The organism is Humibacillus xanthopallidus (assembly GCF_044793955.1).
Taxonomy (GTDB): Bacteria; Actinomycetota; Actinomycetes; order Actinomycetales; family Dermatophilaceae; genus Humibacillus; species Humibacillus xanthopallidus_C.
On record NZ_CP084995.1, the window covers coordinates 1,876,952 to 1,891,995 of the forward strand.

At 71.2% G+C, this 15,044-nt stretch carries 13 protein-coding genes; 9 read left to right on the top strand and 4 right to left on the bottom strand.

The genetic code is table 11. The features are described from left to right. The first annotated feature begins 104 nt into the window (after positions 1–104). The 5 genes from LG278_RS08305 to ettA all read left to right on the top strand — a co-directional run bounded on the left by LG278_RS08305 (position 105) and on the right by ettA (position 7,094). A complete protein-coding gene (locus tag LG278_RS08305) occupies positions 105–1,814 on the top strand; it encodes an ABC transporter (RefSeq protein ID WP_404392758.1) in 1,710 nt (569 codons plus the stop codon). Then, the gene (locus LG278_RS08310) at positions 1,811–3,514 is read left to right on the top strand and encodes a YfjP family GTPase (RefSeq protein WP_404392760.1); all 1,704 of its coding nucleotides are present in this window, start codon (positions 1,811–1,813) and stop codon (positions 3,512–3,514) included. Before LG278_RS08305 ends, LG278_RS08310 begins: the two co-directional genes overlap by 4 nt. Positions 3,515–3,655: 141 nt before the next feature. Beyond that, positions 3,656–4,282: a single-stranded DNA-binding protein gene (locus LG278_RS08315; protein WP_404392762.1), complete on the top strand. Its 627-nt coding sequence runs from the start codon at positions 3,656–3,658 to the stop codon at positions 4,280–4,282. An 85-nt stretch (positions 4,283–4,367) separates the two neighbouring features. Next, positions 4,368–5,324 carry a GNAT family N-acetyltransferase gene (locus LG278_RS08320; protein WP_404392763.1) on the top strand — a complete coding sequence of 319 codons (957 nt, stop codon included), beginning with the start codon at positions 4,368–4,370 and terminating at the stop codon, positions 5,322–5,324. An 87-nt stretch (positions 5,325–5,411) separates the two neighbouring features. Then, positions 5,412–7,094 (top strand): energy-dependent translational throttle protein EttA, encoded by a 1,683-nt coding sequence (gene ettA, locus LG278_RS08325; protein WP_404392764.1) that lies wholly within the window; start codon positions 5,412–5,414, stop codon positions 7,092–7,094. A 68-nt stretch (positions 7,095–7,162) separates the two neighbouring features. Here ettA and LG278_RS08330 read toward each other — a convergent pair whose 3' ends face one another. Further along, positions 7,163–8,203 (bottom strand): magnesium transporter CorA family protein, encoded by a 1,041-nt coding sequence (locus tag LG278_RS08330; RefSeq protein ID WP_404392766.1) that lies wholly within the window; start codon positions 8,201–8,203, stop codon positions 7,163–7,165. Between the two features lie 29 nt (positions 8,204–8,232). Continuing rightward, positions 8,233–9,684, bottom strand: coding sequence for a PLP-dependent aminotransferase family protein (locus LG278_RS08335; RefSeq protein ID WP_404392768.1), 1,452 nt, complete (start codon positions 9,682–9,684; stop codon positions 8,233–8,235). A gap of 61 nt (positions 9,685–9,745) precedes the next feature. Between LG278_RS08335 and LG278_RS08340 the strand changes: the two genes are divergently transcribed. Continuing rightward, positions 9,746–10,441 carry a YitT family protein gene (locus LG278_RS08340; RefSeq protein ID WP_404392770.1) on the top strand — a complete coding sequence of 232 codons (696 nt, stop codon included), beginning with the start codon at positions 9,746–9,748 and terminating at the stop codon, positions 10,439–10,441. Between the two features lie 19 nt (positions 10,442–10,460). Here the strand turns inward: LG278_RS08340 and LG278_RS08345 are convergent, their stop codons facing one another. Next, positions 10,461–10,988 carry a 2'-5' RNA ligase family protein gene (locus tag LG278_RS08345; RefSeq protein WP_404392772.1) on the bottom strand — a complete coding sequence of 176 codons (528 nt, stop codon included), beginning with the start codon at positions 10,986–10,988 and terminating at the stop codon, positions 10,461–10,463. 22 nt (positions 10,989–11,010) lie between these two features. After that, positions 11,011–11,637, bottom strand: a complete 627-nt coding sequence (locus LG278_RS08350) for a TetR family transcriptional regulator (protein ID WP_404392773.1) — start codon at positions 11,635–11,637, stop codon at positions 11,011–11,013. A gap of 105 nt (positions 11,638–11,742) precedes the next feature. On the opposite strand from LG278_RS08350, the gene LG278_RS08355 reads away from it, so the two are divergent. From LG278_RS08355 to LG278_RS08365, 3 genes are all read left to right on the top strand, one after another. After that, positions 11,743–12,888, top strand: coding sequence for an acyl-CoA dehydrogenase family protein (locus LG278_RS08355; RefSeq protein WP_404392775.1), 1,146 nt, complete (start codon positions 11,743–11,745; stop codon positions 12,886–12,888). Next, entirely contained in the window at positions 12,888–13,646 is a 759-nt protein-coding gene (locus LG278_RS08360) for an SDR family oxidoreductase (RefSeq protein ID WP_404392777.1), read from the top strand. Before LG278_RS08355 ends, LG278_RS08360 begins: the two co-directional genes overlap by 1 nt. 192 nt (positions 13,647–13,838) lie before the next feature. Next, positions 13,839–14,903: an iron-siderophore ABC transporter substrate-binding protein gene (locus LG278_RS08365; RefSeq protein ID WP_404392779.1), complete on the top strand. Its 1,065-nt coding sequence runs from the start codon at positions 13,839–13,841 to the stop codon at positions 14,901–14,903. Positions 14,904–15,044 lie beyond the last annotated feature (141 nt).

A 15,044-nucleotide genomic window follows, 5' to 3' on the forward strand; every position in this document is an offset into this window, starting at 1 on the left:
GGTCGAGGTGCCGACGAAGGGCCCACGACGATGCCTGCAGATCCCCTGCGAGACAGGGGCGTTTCGGTTTGGTGAGTTCGTGCTGACAAGGGAGGATTGCGCTCGTGGCGGGTGAATCAGGGGCGGGCAATGCCCGGCTGCTCGGGGCGGTGCAGGGCCTGAGGTCCGCCGTCTCGGAGGTCAGCCTCCCGCTCGACCTCCCCGGTTCGGCCGAGGGACGCTCCACGCGCACGCGGCTGCTCCACCAGCTCGACGACTACGTCCTCCCACGGCTCACCTCGATCGACGCTCCCCTCCTCGCGGTGGTGGGCGGATCGACGGGCGCCGGCAAGTCGACCCTCGTCAACTCGGTGGTCGGCGGCGAGGTCTCGCTCTCCGGGGTCCTGCGCCCCACGACCCGATCACCTGTGCTCGTGCACCACCCGTCCGATGCCGCGTGGTTCTCCGGCCAGCGCATCCTGCCCGGCCTCGCGCGCATCACCGGGCGGCACTCCTCCTCTGACGGCCCCGGCGCCGTTCGCCTGGTGTCGAGCGAGGCCGTGACCGCGGGCCTCGCCCTTCTCGACGCCCCCGACATCGACAGCGTCGTCGAGGCCAACCGCGAGCTCGCCGGCCAGCTGCTCGCCGCCGCCGACCTCTGGATCTTCGTCACGACCGCCGCCCGCTATGCCGACGCCGTGCCGTGGCACCTGCTGCGCGAGGCGAGCGAGCGCGGCACCGCGGTCGCCGTCGTGCTCGACCGGGTGCCGCCGGCCGCTGTCGACGAGATCCGCACCCACCTCGCGACGATGCTGCGCGAGCAGGGCCTCGATCGGGCCCCCATCTTCACCGTGCTCGAGTCCGACCTCGTCGACGGGCTGCTGCCCGCCGACCAGATCGAGCGACTGCGCGGCTGGCTCGCGGCGCTGGCCGGCGACGCGCAGGCGCGGGCCGTCGTCGTGCGCCAGACGCTCGAGGGGGCACTGACCTCGCTCGACCTGCGCACCCAGGCGCTGCTGACCGCCGGAGCCGAGCAGGCAGCGGCAGGCGAGGCGCTCCTGGAAGCCGCCCGCACGGCATACGGCGATGGCCTGACGCAGGTGCACGAGGGCATGGAGGACGGCAGCCTGCTGCGCGGCGAGGTGCTCGCCCGCTGGCAGGAGTTCGTCGGTACGGGGGAGTTCTTCCGTCAGGTCGAGTCGACGGTCTCGCGGGTGCGCGACCGCTTCACCTCCTTCCTCAGAGGCGAGCCGGCGCGCGCCGACAACCTCGGAGAGGCGCTGCAGTCCGGTGTCGAGGCCCTCATCACCAACCGCGCCGAGCTCGCGGCCTCGACGACCGCCCGCGCCTGGCGCGTCCTGCCCGGGGGTGAGCAGCTGCTCGCAGCAGACCCCGGTCTCGCCCGGTCGAGCGACGCGGCCCGGCCGCGGGCCGAGCGGCTCGTGCGCGACTGGCAGGGCGACATCCTCGAGATGGTGCGGGCCGAGGGCAAGGACCGTCGCACGACGGCCCGCATCATGGCCTACGGCGTCAACGGTCTCGGGGTCGTGCTGATGCTCGTGACCTTTGCGAGCACGGCCGGGGTCACCGGCGCCGAGATCGGCATCGCGGGCGGCACGGCCGTCGTCGGTCAGAAGCTGCTCGAGGCCGTCTTCGGAGACCAGGCCGTGCGCGAGCTGGCGCGCCAGGCGCGCGAGCGTCTGCTGGCCCGCGTCGAGGAGCTGTATGCCGCCGAGCGTGAGCGCTACGAAGGAGCCGTGACGACGGTGCACGTCGACGCCGACAAGACCCGGACGCTCGAGCAGGCGGCTGCCGCCGTGCGGGCCGCCCGATGAGCCCGCTGAAGATGGGTCGCGCCAAGGTCAAGGCGGTGCCGGCCGCCGAGGTCGGGGAGCGCACGAGCGCCCTCTCGATGGCGCTGCTCGCGGGGGCGGCCGAGCTCGACCCGCTGGCGGTCGACCGGGCGCGCCGCGTCGTCGACAAGGCGGTCGAGCGCGGCGGCATCACCGGGGACCACACGGTCGTCGCCCTGGCAGGTGCCACCGGCAGCGGCAAGTCCTCGCTCTTCAACGCCCTCGTCGGGTCCGACGTCGCCACGATCGGCGCCCGTCGGCCGACGACCTCGCTGCCCACCGCGGCCATCTGGGGTGACTCCGACGCCAGCGAGCTGCTCGACTGGCTCGCCGTCGACACCCGTCACGTCGTCGAGGCGACCCCAACGTCCGACGTCGCCGCTGCCGGAGGTGGCTCGGCCGGCTCGGCCGGTGCCCTCGACGGCCTCGTGCTGCTCGACCTGCCCGACTTCGACTCGCGCGAGGTCGCCCACCGCGTCGAGGCCGAGCGCATCCTCGAGCTCGTCGACGTCTTCGTGTGGGTCACCGACCCGCAGAAGTATGCCGATGCCCGGCTGCACGACGACTTCGTCTCGATCCTCTCGCGTCACGGCGCCGTCACGCTCGCGGTGCTCAACCAGTCCGACCGGCTGTCGGAGGCCGGGGTGAAGGCGGTCGTCAGCGACCTCGGCGCCCTCCTCGAGTCCGACGGAGTCAGCAAGGCGACGGTGCTGCCCACCTCGACGGTGACCGGGGCCGGCATCGACAAGCTGCGCCAGCGCCTCGCCAATGCCGTTGCAGGACATGCGGCCTCGCGTCAGCGACTGCGCTCCGACCTCGTCGGCGCAGCCTCGACCCTGCGGCACGGCGTCGCCGACAGCGAGCCCGACACCGCCTCGCTCGACCGCCGGGCGCTCGACACCTCCCTCGCGAGGTCGGCCGGCGTGCCCATCGTGCTCGACGCGGTGGCGCGCGACTACCGACGTGAGGCGTTCGCCCACACCGGTTGGCTCTTCGCCCGGTGGACCAAGGGCTTCGCCGCCGACCCCCTGCGCCGGCTGCGCCTCGACCGCACCGGTGGGCGGCCGCCGATCCCGGTCGAGATCCAGGGCGCCGACGTGCGTGCGGTGCTCGGCCGGTCGTCGATCCCGACGCCCACCGCGGCGACCGTCTCGGCGGTCGACCTCGCGACCCGCACCTTCGTGCGCGACGCCACCGACGGGCTTCCGGTGCGCTGGCAGCAGTCGGTCGAGGACGCCGTCGACGGGGGAGATGGCGCACTCGCCGACGCCCTCGACCAGGCGATGCTCACCACCTCGTTGCGCGCGCGCCGGCCGATCTGGTGGCTCATCGTCAACATCGTGCAGTGGGCCCTCGGACTCATCGCGATCGCAGGCCTCGTCTGGCTGGCGGTGCTCTGGGTGGTGGGGCTGCTCGCGCTGCCGCGTCCCGAGACGCCCTCCTTCGGCATCCTCCCCGTCCCGTTGCTCATGCTCGTCGGGGGAGTGCTGCTCGGCCTCGGCCTCGGCGTGCTGTCGCGGTGGTGGGCCCGCATCGGCGCCCGGCGACGACGAGCCGTCGTGGGCGAGCGCCTGACCGCCTCGGTGGCCGCGGTGGCCGACGAGCGCATCCTCGCCCCCGTCTCCGAGGTGCTCTCACGGCACCGCGAGACGCGCCAGCACCTCGACGTCGCCGCGCGCTGAGGATCGTCCACACCTCCCTCCGTGCGGCACGGCGTCGTCCACAGGCTCGCTGCACGGGCTTCTGCGGGCCGTGAGCTGCGACGCAGAGTGGTCCTCAGCGGCGGCGATCGCGTCGCCGCACCGAGATGAGGAGCACTGCGCATGAACGAGACCCGCATCACCGTGCACGGCAACGTCGTGACCGACCCGGTGCAGCGCACCGGCCGCACGGGCAGCATCTACACGACCTTCCGAGTCGCGCACACGCCCTACCGCCGCGGCGCCGACGGTCGCTACTACGACGGCGAGACGAGCTTCTACAGCGTCATCACGTTCAGTGCACTGGCGGCCAACGCTGCCGTGGCGCTGCGCAAGGGCCAGCCGATCGTCGCCGAGGGCAACCTCACGGTGAAGCAGTACGTCGGCAACGACGGCCAGCTGCGCACCACGGCCGAGATCGACGCCGACCACGTCGGGCACGACCTGTCGTGGGGACGGGCCACCTTCGAGCGGGTGAGCCGTGCGGCCGCGCTCGGTCACGACCGGACGGCCGACCCCGACGTGCAGGCCACGGTGCGCGCGATCGCGGAGGGAGCGGCCCCGCCCGCCGAGATGCGCCCCGCCCACGTCGACGCCGATGGGGTCGTGGGCGACGACTACGACCCCGACCTCGATGCCCTCGATGACCTCGACGGCCCGGACGAGCACGACGAGATCGAGCCGCGCCGGTCGGAGCTCGGTGACCCCGAGACCGACGACTACGAGGTCGTGCCCCCGCTGTCGGCCTGACCCCGGGGTGAGCCCCGATCCAGGTCAGCGCATCCGGCTCCCGGGATCGAGTGGGCACGGCCGCCACGTGGGTCAGACTGGTCTGGTGGACCGAATCAGAGCGGACGTCGACAGCCGCCCGCCCGTGCCTGCACGCACGCACGATCGTCCGTATCGCGGTGATGACGACTTCTGGCGCGTGCGTGGCCTGCTGCTCGAGACCTACCCGATCACTCCGGTGGACTTCAACTGGGAGATCCGGCGGTGGGACGGGCAGCGCTTCTACCGCGAGCACCAGGACCCGGCCGGTGATGGACGCATCCATCTCTGGGAGGACGAGGGTGGGCGGCTCATCGGCGCGGTGCACCCGGAGGATGCCGGCGACGCCTTCCTCGAGCTGCACCCGGACCACCGCCACATCGAGGAGGAGATGATCGCCTGGGCCGAGCAGCACCTCGCCGTGACGGTGGAGGAGGGAGCGCGCAGGCAGCTGGACGTCTTCGCCTTCGACTACGACGTACCCCGTCGGAGGATCCTGACGCGCCGGGGGTTCGAGCGGCTGCCAGAAGGCGCGGTGACGCGGCGCCTGCGCCTGGGTGCCGGCCTGATCCCGGCATCGCAGCTCGCTGACGGCTACGGCATGCGCACGACGTGTCCCGGGGTGGGGGATGCCCAGCGCATCGCGGACCTCCTCAACGCCGCCTTCGACCGGACCGTTCACAACGCCGCTGAGTACCAGGCCTTCACCACGACGTCCCCGTCCTTCCGACATGATCTCGACCTGGTCGCAGAGGCGTCCGACGGCTCCTTCGCGGCCTACGCCGGTGTCACCTACGACAGCGTCAACCGACGAGGCATCTTCGAGCCCGTGTGCACCGATCCCCGCCATCGGCGCCAGGGGTTGGCGCGCGCTCTCATGCTCGAGGGGGTCCGGCGGGTGAGGGCCCTGGGAGCCGTCGATGTCTACGTGGCGACCGGCGAGACCAATCCAGCGAACGAGCTCTATGACTCCGTCGGTTTCACCGAGGCGTACACCGGGGGCTCCTGGCGGAGGGTGTGGTAGCCCTCCGCTCCGCGCAGGGCACCGGGAACGGGCCGCGTGCACCGCGCGGATTCGGTGTGGCACGCGCGGGCCGATAGCCTTCGGGACATGGCCGAGTACATCTACACCATGACCCGTGCCCGCAAGGCGCACAACGAGAAGGTCATCCTCGATGACGTCTCGATGTCGTTCTACCCGGGCGCCAAGATCGGCATGGTCGGCCCCAACGGCGCCGGCAAGTCGACGATCCTCAAGATCATGGCCGGCCTCGATCAGCCGTCCAACGGCGAGGCCCGCCTCGCGGCCGGGGCGACGGTCGGCATCCTCCTGCAGGAGCCGCCCCTCAACGAGGACAAGACCGTCCTCGGCAACGTCGAGGAGGGCGCCGGCGAGATCAAGGCGAAGCTCGACCGCTACAACGAGATCTCCGCCGAGATGGCCGACCCCGACGCCGACTACGACGCCCTGCTGACCGAGATGGGCAAGCTCCAGGAGGACATCGACCACGCCGACGCGTGGGACCTCGACAGCCAGCTCGAGCAGGCGATGGACGCCCTGCGCTGCCCGCCCGGTGACTCGCCCGTCACCAACCTCTCGGGTGGCGAGCGCCGCCGCGTCGCCCTGTGCAAGCTGCTCCTGCAGAAGCCCGACCTGCTGCTCCTCGACGAGCCGACCAACCACCTCGACGCCGAGTCGGTGCTGTGGCTCGAGCAGCACCTCGAGAGCTACCACGGCGCCGTCATCGCCGTCACCCACGATCGCTACTTCCTCGACAACGTCGCCCAGTGGATCGCCGAGGTCGACCGCGGCCGCCTCTACCCCTACGAGGGCAACTACTCGACCTACCTCGAGAAAAAGTCCGAGCGCCTCACGATCCAGGGGAAGAAGGACGCCAAGCTCGCCAAGCGACTCAAGACCGAGCTCGAGTGGGTGCGCAGCAACGCCAAGGGCCGTCAGGTCAAGAGCAAGGCGCGCCTCGCCCGCTACGAGGAGATGGCGGCCGAGGCCGACCGCACGCGCAAGCTCGACTTCGAGGAGCTGCAGATCCCGCCGGGCCCGCGCCTCGGGTCGACGGTCATCGAGGTCAAGAACCTCAAGAAGGGTTTCGGCGACCGCGTCCTCATCGACAACCTGTCGTTCTCGCTGCCGCGCAACGGCATCGTCGGCGTCATCGGACCCAACGGTGTCGGCAAGTCGACCCTCTTCAAGACGATCGTCGGCTTCGAGCAGCCCGACGGCGGCGAGGTCAAGATCGGTGACACCGTGAAGATCTCCTACGTCGACCAGGGCCGTGAGGGCCTGGACCCCAAGAAGAACCTCTGGGAGATCGTCTCCGACGGCCTCGACTACATGAAGGTCGGCCACGTCGAGATCCCGTCGCGCGCCTACGTGTCGCAGTTCGGCTTCAAGGGACCCGACCAGCAGAAGCTGGCCGGCGTGCTCTCGGGTGGCGAGCGCAACCGCCTCAACCTCGCGCTCACCCTCAAGCAGGGCGGCAACCTGCTGCTGCTCGACGAGCCCACCAACGACCTCGACGTCGAGACGCTCGGCTCGCTCGAGAACGCCCTGCTCGACTTCCCGGGCTGCGCCGTGGTCATCACCCACGACCGGTGGTTCCTCGACCGGGTCGCGACGCACATCCTCGCCTTCGAGGGCACCGAGGACAACCCGGCCAACTGGTACTGGTTCGAGGGCAACTTCGAGTCCTACGAGGCCAACAAGATCGAGCGACTCGGCCCCGACGCGGCCCGCCCGCACCGGGTCACTTACCGCAAGCTGACCCGCGACTGACCACCGCGTCAGCACCTCAGCACGAAACGTGCACCCATCGACCCACCGTCGACCCCCGGGGGCTCGGGTCAGATCCAGCCCTTGCGGCGGAAGACGACGTAGAGCAGCCCGCCGATGCCGGCGATGATGACGGTGCTGAGGAGCACGCCGGAAGGCTGGCCGAAGCCCGGGTAGGGCACGTTCTGGCCGAACCACCCGGTGACCGCCGTCGGCACGGCGATGATGGCGGCCCACCCGGTGAGCTTCTTCATCACGGTGTTGAGCCGGGCGTCCTGCAACGACAGGTTGGTCTCGAAGATCGTCGTGATCATGTCGCGCAACGACTCGGTCCACTCCGAGGCGCGCAGCACGTGGTCGTAGAGGTCGTCGTAGAAACCGTCGAGCTCGGTGTGCCGCTCGGAGAGCTCGCCGCGGTGGCGCAGCACCGCGTTGACGACGTCGCGCATCGGCAGCACGACCCGGCGCAGCTCGACGAGTTCCTTGCGCAGGCGGTAGGTGCGCACCTGCACCGCGTGGGTCTGGCCGTGCTCGCCGAAGAGCTGGTCCTCGAGCCCCTCGATGGCGTCGTCGAGCCGCTGGATCGTCTCGAAGTGGCCGTCGACGACCGTGTCGAGCAGTCCGTGCACGAGGGCACCGACCCCGAGGCAGAGCAGCTCGGGGTCGTCGTTCCAGCGCTCGAGCACCGGGCCCATGTCGAAGTGGGCGCTGCCGCGCACCGTGATGATGCCATTCGGCAGGACGAAGGCCGAGATGCGGCTGGTGTGCAGGCGTGACTCCCTGCCGACGGGAGCCGTGGGGTCGTCATCGACGTCGAGGTCGGTCGCGTAGACGGTGAGGAAGGTGTGCTTCGCGTGCCGGGTCGCCTTGGGCCGCTCGCCGCTCGTGATCGCGTCCTCGACGGCGTGGGGGTCGAGACCGAGCTCGTGGGCGAGGGAGAGCAGCTCGCTGTGGTCGGGCTCGCAGAGGTCGACCCAGACGAGCGACCCGTCGCGGCCCAGGTGCTCGGACACCGCGTGGAGGGGGAAGTCCTCCTCGACGACCTTGCCGTCCTCCCACCGGCGCGTCGTGATCTGCCCTGCGCGCGCGGTCGAGCCTGTGCTGGTGTCCACGCACCCAGTCCTACACCCGGCGTGAGTGGTCAGGCGATGAGGGGGCTGACCTCGCGCGTGGTGGGTCGCTCGCCGAGGGCAAGTCGCCACGCCTCGGCCAGCCTGCGACCCACCTCGTCGGCCTGGTCGGGTGCGACACAGAACGGCACGCGCACGAAGCGCCCGAGCCCGCCCTCGACCCCGAACTGCCCGCCACGAGCCAGGCGCACGCCGGCCGACTCGGCCACGCGCGCGAGGTCGTCACCGCGGTCGTCGGGCAGCTCGCACCAGAGGTTGAGGCCGCCGCCCGGCACGGTGAAGCGCCACTCCGGCACGTGCCGCCGCAGGGCCTCGACGATCGCGTCGCGTCGGGCCCGCGCCTCGCGTCGACGCTCGGCGAGCAAGGCCTCGCCCTGGGTGAGCAGGTCGACGACGACGAGCTGCTCGAGCACCGCCGTGCCGAGGTCGAGGCTGTGCCGTGCCTCGATGACGCGCTCGACCGACCCGCGGGGCGCGCGCACCCAGCCGACGCGCAGGCCGCCCCACCACGTCTTGCCGGCGCTGCCGAGCGTGTGGGCCTCCGGGGCCGAGACGGCGAACGGCGCCACCCGCGCGGGTCCCCCGTCGGCACCGTCGTCCAGCCCCAGCTCGACGAAGGTCTCGTCGATGACGGGCACCGCGCGCGCACCACGGAGCACGTCGCCCACGGCCCGGCGCGTGGCGGCGGGCATGAGGAGCCCCGTGGGGTTCTGGTGGTCGGGGATGAGGTATGCCGCCCGCGCACCGCTCTGACGCAGGCCGAGCTCGATGCCGTCGACGTCCCACCCCCGCGCCGTCAGCTGGGTGGGCACCGCGCGGTAGGCCGAGCGCCGCACTCCCACAATGGCATTGGGGTAGGTCGGGCTCTCGATCAGCACTCGGTCGCCGACCTCGAGCTCGGCCCGCAGCACGGCCGACAGCCCGGCATGGGCGCCGGAGGTCATGATCACCTGGTCGGGGGTGGTGGGCAGCCCGCGACCGTCGAACCACGCCGCGACGGCGGCCCGCGCCTCGGGCAGGCCGTGCGGGTGGTAGCCCGCAGTCGCGAGGTGACGCGGCAGCTCCGTGAGGGCGCGCTCGTAGGCGGCGGTGACACCGGCTGCGGCCGGCAGGGCGGCATACGTGAGGTCGATGACGTCGGGCGGCACGTCGGTCGGGATGAGTCCGGCTTGCGACAGCGCGAGCCCCGACGGCCCGGCCGGGAGGCAGACGACGCTGCCGGACCCACGGCGGGTGGCGACGAAGCCCTCGTCGCGCAGGGCGTCGAGCGCCGCGCCCACGGTCGTGCGCGAGAGTCCGAGCTCGGTGGTCAGGGTGCGCTCGCTCGGCAGCCGGGTGCCGACCAGGAGGCGCCCGTCGGAGACGAGCCGGCGGATGCCGTCGGCCAGACCGCGGTAGGCCGGGCGCGGCAGGGGAGCGGTACCGAGCAGCAGGGCCAGTGAGCGAGCGGAGATGGTGCGCACCAGACCACTGTCGCACGATTGGCCCTTAAAACCCAGACCACTGAGGTACAGACTGGTCGTCATGCGACGCCACGTCCCCCTGCGCAACCTCTCGCCCCGCCAGCAGCTGCAGGCCGGGCGACTCCCTCGCCGGGTCGTCCAGCTCATGGTCGGGCTCACGCTCTACGGGGTCTCGATGGCGATGCTCATCCGCTCGACGCTGGGCCTCGACCCGTGGGACGTCTTCCACGCGGGCATCGCGACGCACGTGCCGCTCACCTTCGGCCAGGTGACCATCATCGTCGGCGCTCTCGTGCTGCTGCTGTGGCTGCCGCTGCGCCAGTGGCCGGGCCTCGGCACCATCGCCAACGTCGTCGTCATCGGTCTGGCGGCGGACGCCGGGCTGGCGCTCATCGCTCCTCCCGAGGACCTCTGGGCGCGCGCCCTGATGCTCGGCACCGGCATCGTGCTCAACGGCATCGCCGGCGGCCTCTACATCGGCAGCCAGCTCGGCCCGGGACCGCGCGACGGCCTGATGACGGGCTTCGCCCGCCGCACCGGACTCTCGATCCGCTTGGTGCGCACGACGATCGAGGTCGTCGTGCTCGGTGCGGGCTGGCTGCTCGGTGGCCCCGTGGGTCTGGGTACGGTGCTGTATGCCGTGACGATCGGCCCGCTCGTGCAGTTCTTCCTGCCGCGCCTCACGGTCGACCTCGGGCCGAAGATCACGCCCCCCGTCACCGACCGAGCCAGCCTCCTCGCCGACGAGCGCGCCTGAGCCGTCGAGCCTCCCGCGGTCAGCCTCCCAGCCGCCACGAGTGCAGGACCCGGCAGTCGCCTCGTGCATACCACGCCAGGTCGAGCCGGTCGGCTCGTGAGCGCGCCGGCACGTGGGGCGCGGCGAGCCGCAGCGTCGACTCCGCGGTGACCTCGTCGGAGACGGCGTCGAGCGTCAGGTGGGGCACGACGGCGCCGAACTCGCCGGCATACGGCGGGCACTGGGGGAAAGCCCGCCACAACCTCCCGGTCAGCGCCTCGAACGGGGCCGTCGGCTCCGGGAGGAGGTGGATGATCCCGTTGGGGAAGACCCCCAGCTCCTCGAGCGTGAAGTCGAAAGGCGCTGTCGCACCAGCGATCTCGGCGACCTGTCCGAGCGCCTCCGGCGTGAGCTCGGTCGGCGGGAGGAAAGGCCCGAGCGCCGTGACGTGGGCGTGCACGAAGCACGGGTCCGCCGAGACGTAGTCGCGGTCGTAGTGCTCGCTGCGAGCCCGCACGAACGGCTCGAGAGCGGGCACCGGCACGAGGAGGACGCTGTGACCGCTCATCGGCTGGCCCGTGGGTGCAGGGTCAGCGACCGGCGCCGACGAGGCGCAGCGCGAGCGCGGCGTTGGTCGCACCGATCTGCGTCGGCGTGCGCTTGATGGTGGGGGAGTACCACCGGGCCACGTCGACGGCGATCGACAGCAGGGCGAGCGCCGTGTCGGCGCTGTCGTCGACCGCGAAGGTGCCGTCGGCGACGCCCCGGTCGAGCACGTCGCGAACGAGCGAGTCCATCTCCTTGCGCAGGGCGAGGACCTCGGCGTGGTGCTCGGCCGTCAGGTGGTGGTGCTCGTACTGCACGACGCGCGCGACCTGGTACTGCTCCACGTGCCACTCGGAGAAGCGCGCCATCAGGGTCTCGAGCTGCTCGGTCGGGGTCGTTCCTTCGGCGATGGCCCGTCGAAGCAGGCGCAGGGCCGACTCGTGGCCGCTGCGGCTGAGGTTGAAGAGCAGCTCCTCCTTGGAGCCGAAGTGGACGTAGACGCCGGCGGGCGAGAGGCCCGCCCCGGACGCGATGTCGCGTGTCGTCGTGGCGTGGAAGCCCTTCTCGGCGAAGGCGTGGGAGGCCGCCTGCATGAGCCGGTCGACGGTCGAGGCGTCGGGGTCCGACGTCGACGTCGTGGTCGGACTCGGGGTCGTCGTGGGGTGCGGCACGTTGACAGCATGCCGCAGGGGAGAGAAACTAAGCAAGCGCTTAGTTACCCGTCGGTATGACGGGTCGGCGCGTCGCACCCAGTGATCACGCCCGATGGAGGACGGATGCCCCGCAACATCTATGACGAGGACCACGAGGCGATGCGCGCGTCGGCGCGCGAGTTCGTCGCCCGCACACTCGCGCCGCGAGCCGAGGAGATGATCGCGAGCAAGTCGATCCCGCGCGAGATCTGGCTCGAGGCCGGCAAGCAGGGCTTCTTCGGCCTCGACATACCGGAGGAGTTCGGGGGCGCCGGCGTCGACGACTACCGGTTCAACGCCGTCGTGGCCGAGGAGATGTCGCGCTTCAACGCCGCGACCAGCTCGTGCTTCGGCATCCACTCCGATGTCTGTCCGCCCTACATCGTCGACCTCGGTACGGAGGAGCAGAAGCAGCGCTGGCTGCCCGGCATGGCGAGTGGCGAGCTCATCTGCGCCATCGCAATGACCGAGCCCTCCGGTGGCTCCGACCTCGCCGCCCTCAAGACGACCGCCGTGCGCGACGGCGACGGCTGGATCCTCAACGGCTCCAAGACCTTCATCACCAACGGCTACCAGGCCGACCTCGTCATCGTGGCTGCGCGCACCGACCCGAGCAAGGGCGCCAAGGGCATCACCCTGCTCATGGTCGAGCGCGGCATGCAGGGATTCGTCAACGGCCGCAAGCTCGACAAGGTCGGCATGGACGAGTCCGACACGGCCGAGCTCTTCTTCGAGAACGTCCGCGTGCCTGACGAGAACCGCCTCGGGGAGGAGGGCATGGGCTTCATCGCGATGATGCAGCGCCTCCCGCAGGAGCGCGTGGGGGCCGCCGTCTCCAACGTCGCCCACGCCAAGGCGATCCTCGAGGAGACGATCCAGTACGCCAAGGACCGCAAGGCCTTCGGCCAGCCGATCGGCGCCTTCCAGCACAACAAGTTCCTGATGGCCGAGCTCGTGACGAAGATCGAGGTGGCCGAGGCCTACGTCGACGACTGCATCTCCGCCCACGCCGAGAGCAAGCTCTCCGCCGTCGACGCGGCCAAGGCGAAGTGGTGGAGCTCGCAGGTGCAGAACGACGTGCTCGACCACTGCGTGCAGCTGCATGGTGGCTACGGCTTCATGAACGAGTACCGCGTGGCCCGCGCTTGGCGCGACGCCCGCGTGACGAAGATCTGGGCCGGCTCCAACGAGATCATGAAGGAGCTCATCGGCCGGGACCTCGGCTTCTGATGGGGGCTCACGAGGGAGCGGTCGCGATCGTCACCGGCGCGAGCCGCGGCATCGGTCTGGGCATCGCGGAGCGGCTCGTCGCCGAGGGCGCCAAGGTCGTCATCACGGCCCGCCGGCCCGAGGCGCTCGCCGCCGCCGTCGAGCAGCTCGGCGGCCCGGTGAACGCCCTAGGCGTCGCCGGCAACGCGGCCGACGAGGCCCACCAGGACGAGGTGATCGCCACGGCACGCGGGACGTTCGGCGGCCTGCACCTGCTCGTCAACAACACCGGCATCAACCCCGTCTACGGGCCCATGGTCGACACCGACATCGAGGTCGCCCGCAAGGTGCTCGACGTCAACGTCGTGGCGGCCTTCTCGTGGATCAAGAAGGCGATCGCCGCCGGCTTCGGCGACGAGGCGCACCCCGCCGCGGTCGTCAACCTCGCGTCGGTCGCCGGTCAGGGTGCGTCGGGCGTCATCGGGTGGTACGGCGTGTCCAAGGCCGCGCTCATCCACCTGACGACCGAGCTCGGCTTCGAGCTGGGTCCGGACGTGCGGGTCAACGCCGTGGCCCCCGCCGTGGTCAAGACGAAGTTCGCCGAAGCGCTCTACGAGGGGCGCGAGGAGAAGGTCGTGCGCGCCTACCCGATGAAGCGGCTCGGGCTCCCCGAGGACATCGCCGGTGCCGTGAGCTTCCTGCTCAGTGCCGACGCCTCCTGGATCACGGGACAGACGCTGACGATCGACGGCGGCGTCACGCTGGGTGGCGCCCTCTAGGCAATCTCATTGTCCTGCAACAGGACTCACCGCTGTCGTATGCCGTCCGGTCCCGTACGCGAGCACGGGGCCGGACGCATGTCGGGCGCGGTTTGACAATGCTTAGGTGACCCTTACTAAGGTAAGCCTCACCTAAAGCGGGCACGTCGGTGCATCGCGGCAGGTCCGAGTCCCTGACAGAGAGAGCCCACCGTGTCCCGCCTCAGAACCGCCGCGCTCGCGGCCGTCGCCTCGCTCCTCGTCCTCGCCGGCTGCACCACCGGCCCCACCGGTGGCGGCGCCGCACCGGCCCCCGCGACGACTGCAGCGGGCGGCAGCGGGGCCACGGGAGCCGACCCGGCGGCATACCCCGTCACCCTCAAGGACGCCTTCGGTGAGGCCACCATCACGAAGGAGCCCCAGCGCGTCGTCACCCTGGGCTGGTCCGACGCCGACCACGTCGCCGCGCTCGGTGTCGCACCGGTGGGCGCCCCCAAGGTGAGCTGGGGTGGCAACGCCAACCTCTCCACCGACTGGTTCGACGCGCAGCTCGCGACGTTCGGTGGTGTCGCGCCGACGCGCTTCGACGACGCCGACGGCAACCCGATCGAGGAGATCGCGAAGCTCCAGCCCGACCTCATCCTCGCGACGAACTCCGGCATCACGAAGGACGAGTACGACAAGCTGAGCAAGCTCGCGCCCGTCGTGGCCTACCCGAAGGTCGCCTACGGCACCTCGTGGCAGGAGTCGCTCGAGACGATCGGCAAGGCGCTCGGACGCCAGACGCAGGCGTCGGCCGTCGCGGCGAAGACCGTCGCTGCGCTCGACGCGGCGAAGGCGACGTACCCGCAGCTCGCGGGCAAGACCTTCATCTACGGCTACATCGCCCCGACCGACCTCTCGCAGATCGGCTTCTACACCCCGAGCGACCTGCGCCCGCAGATGCTCACCGAGCTCGGGCTCAAGAACGCGCCGTTCGTCGAGGAGCGCGCCCAGGGGTCGAAGGAGTTCTACCTCACCGTCAGCGCCGAGCAGGCCGCCACCCTTGAGTCCGACATCTTCCTCACCTACATCACCGAGGACTCCGAGGTGGGCGTCATGACCAAGGACCCGCTCGTCGGGCAGGTGCCGGCGATCAAGTCGGGTGCGCTCGTGGCGACCAAGGACCAGAAGGTCGGCCTGACGATGAGCTCGCCGACGCCGCTGTCCATCCCGTTCATGACCGAGCTCTTCGTGCCGCTCATCGCAGCGGCGGTCGACAAGGCCGACGCGGCCTGATGAGCGACCTCCGCACCGCCGACCGAGCAGGTGGGACGGCTCCGGCCGCTCCCGCCGGCTCGGCCGACGGTGTGGCCCCGGCGCGCGGGGGGCGCCACGGTCACGGGGGGCGCCACGGTCACGGGGGGCGCCACGGTTACG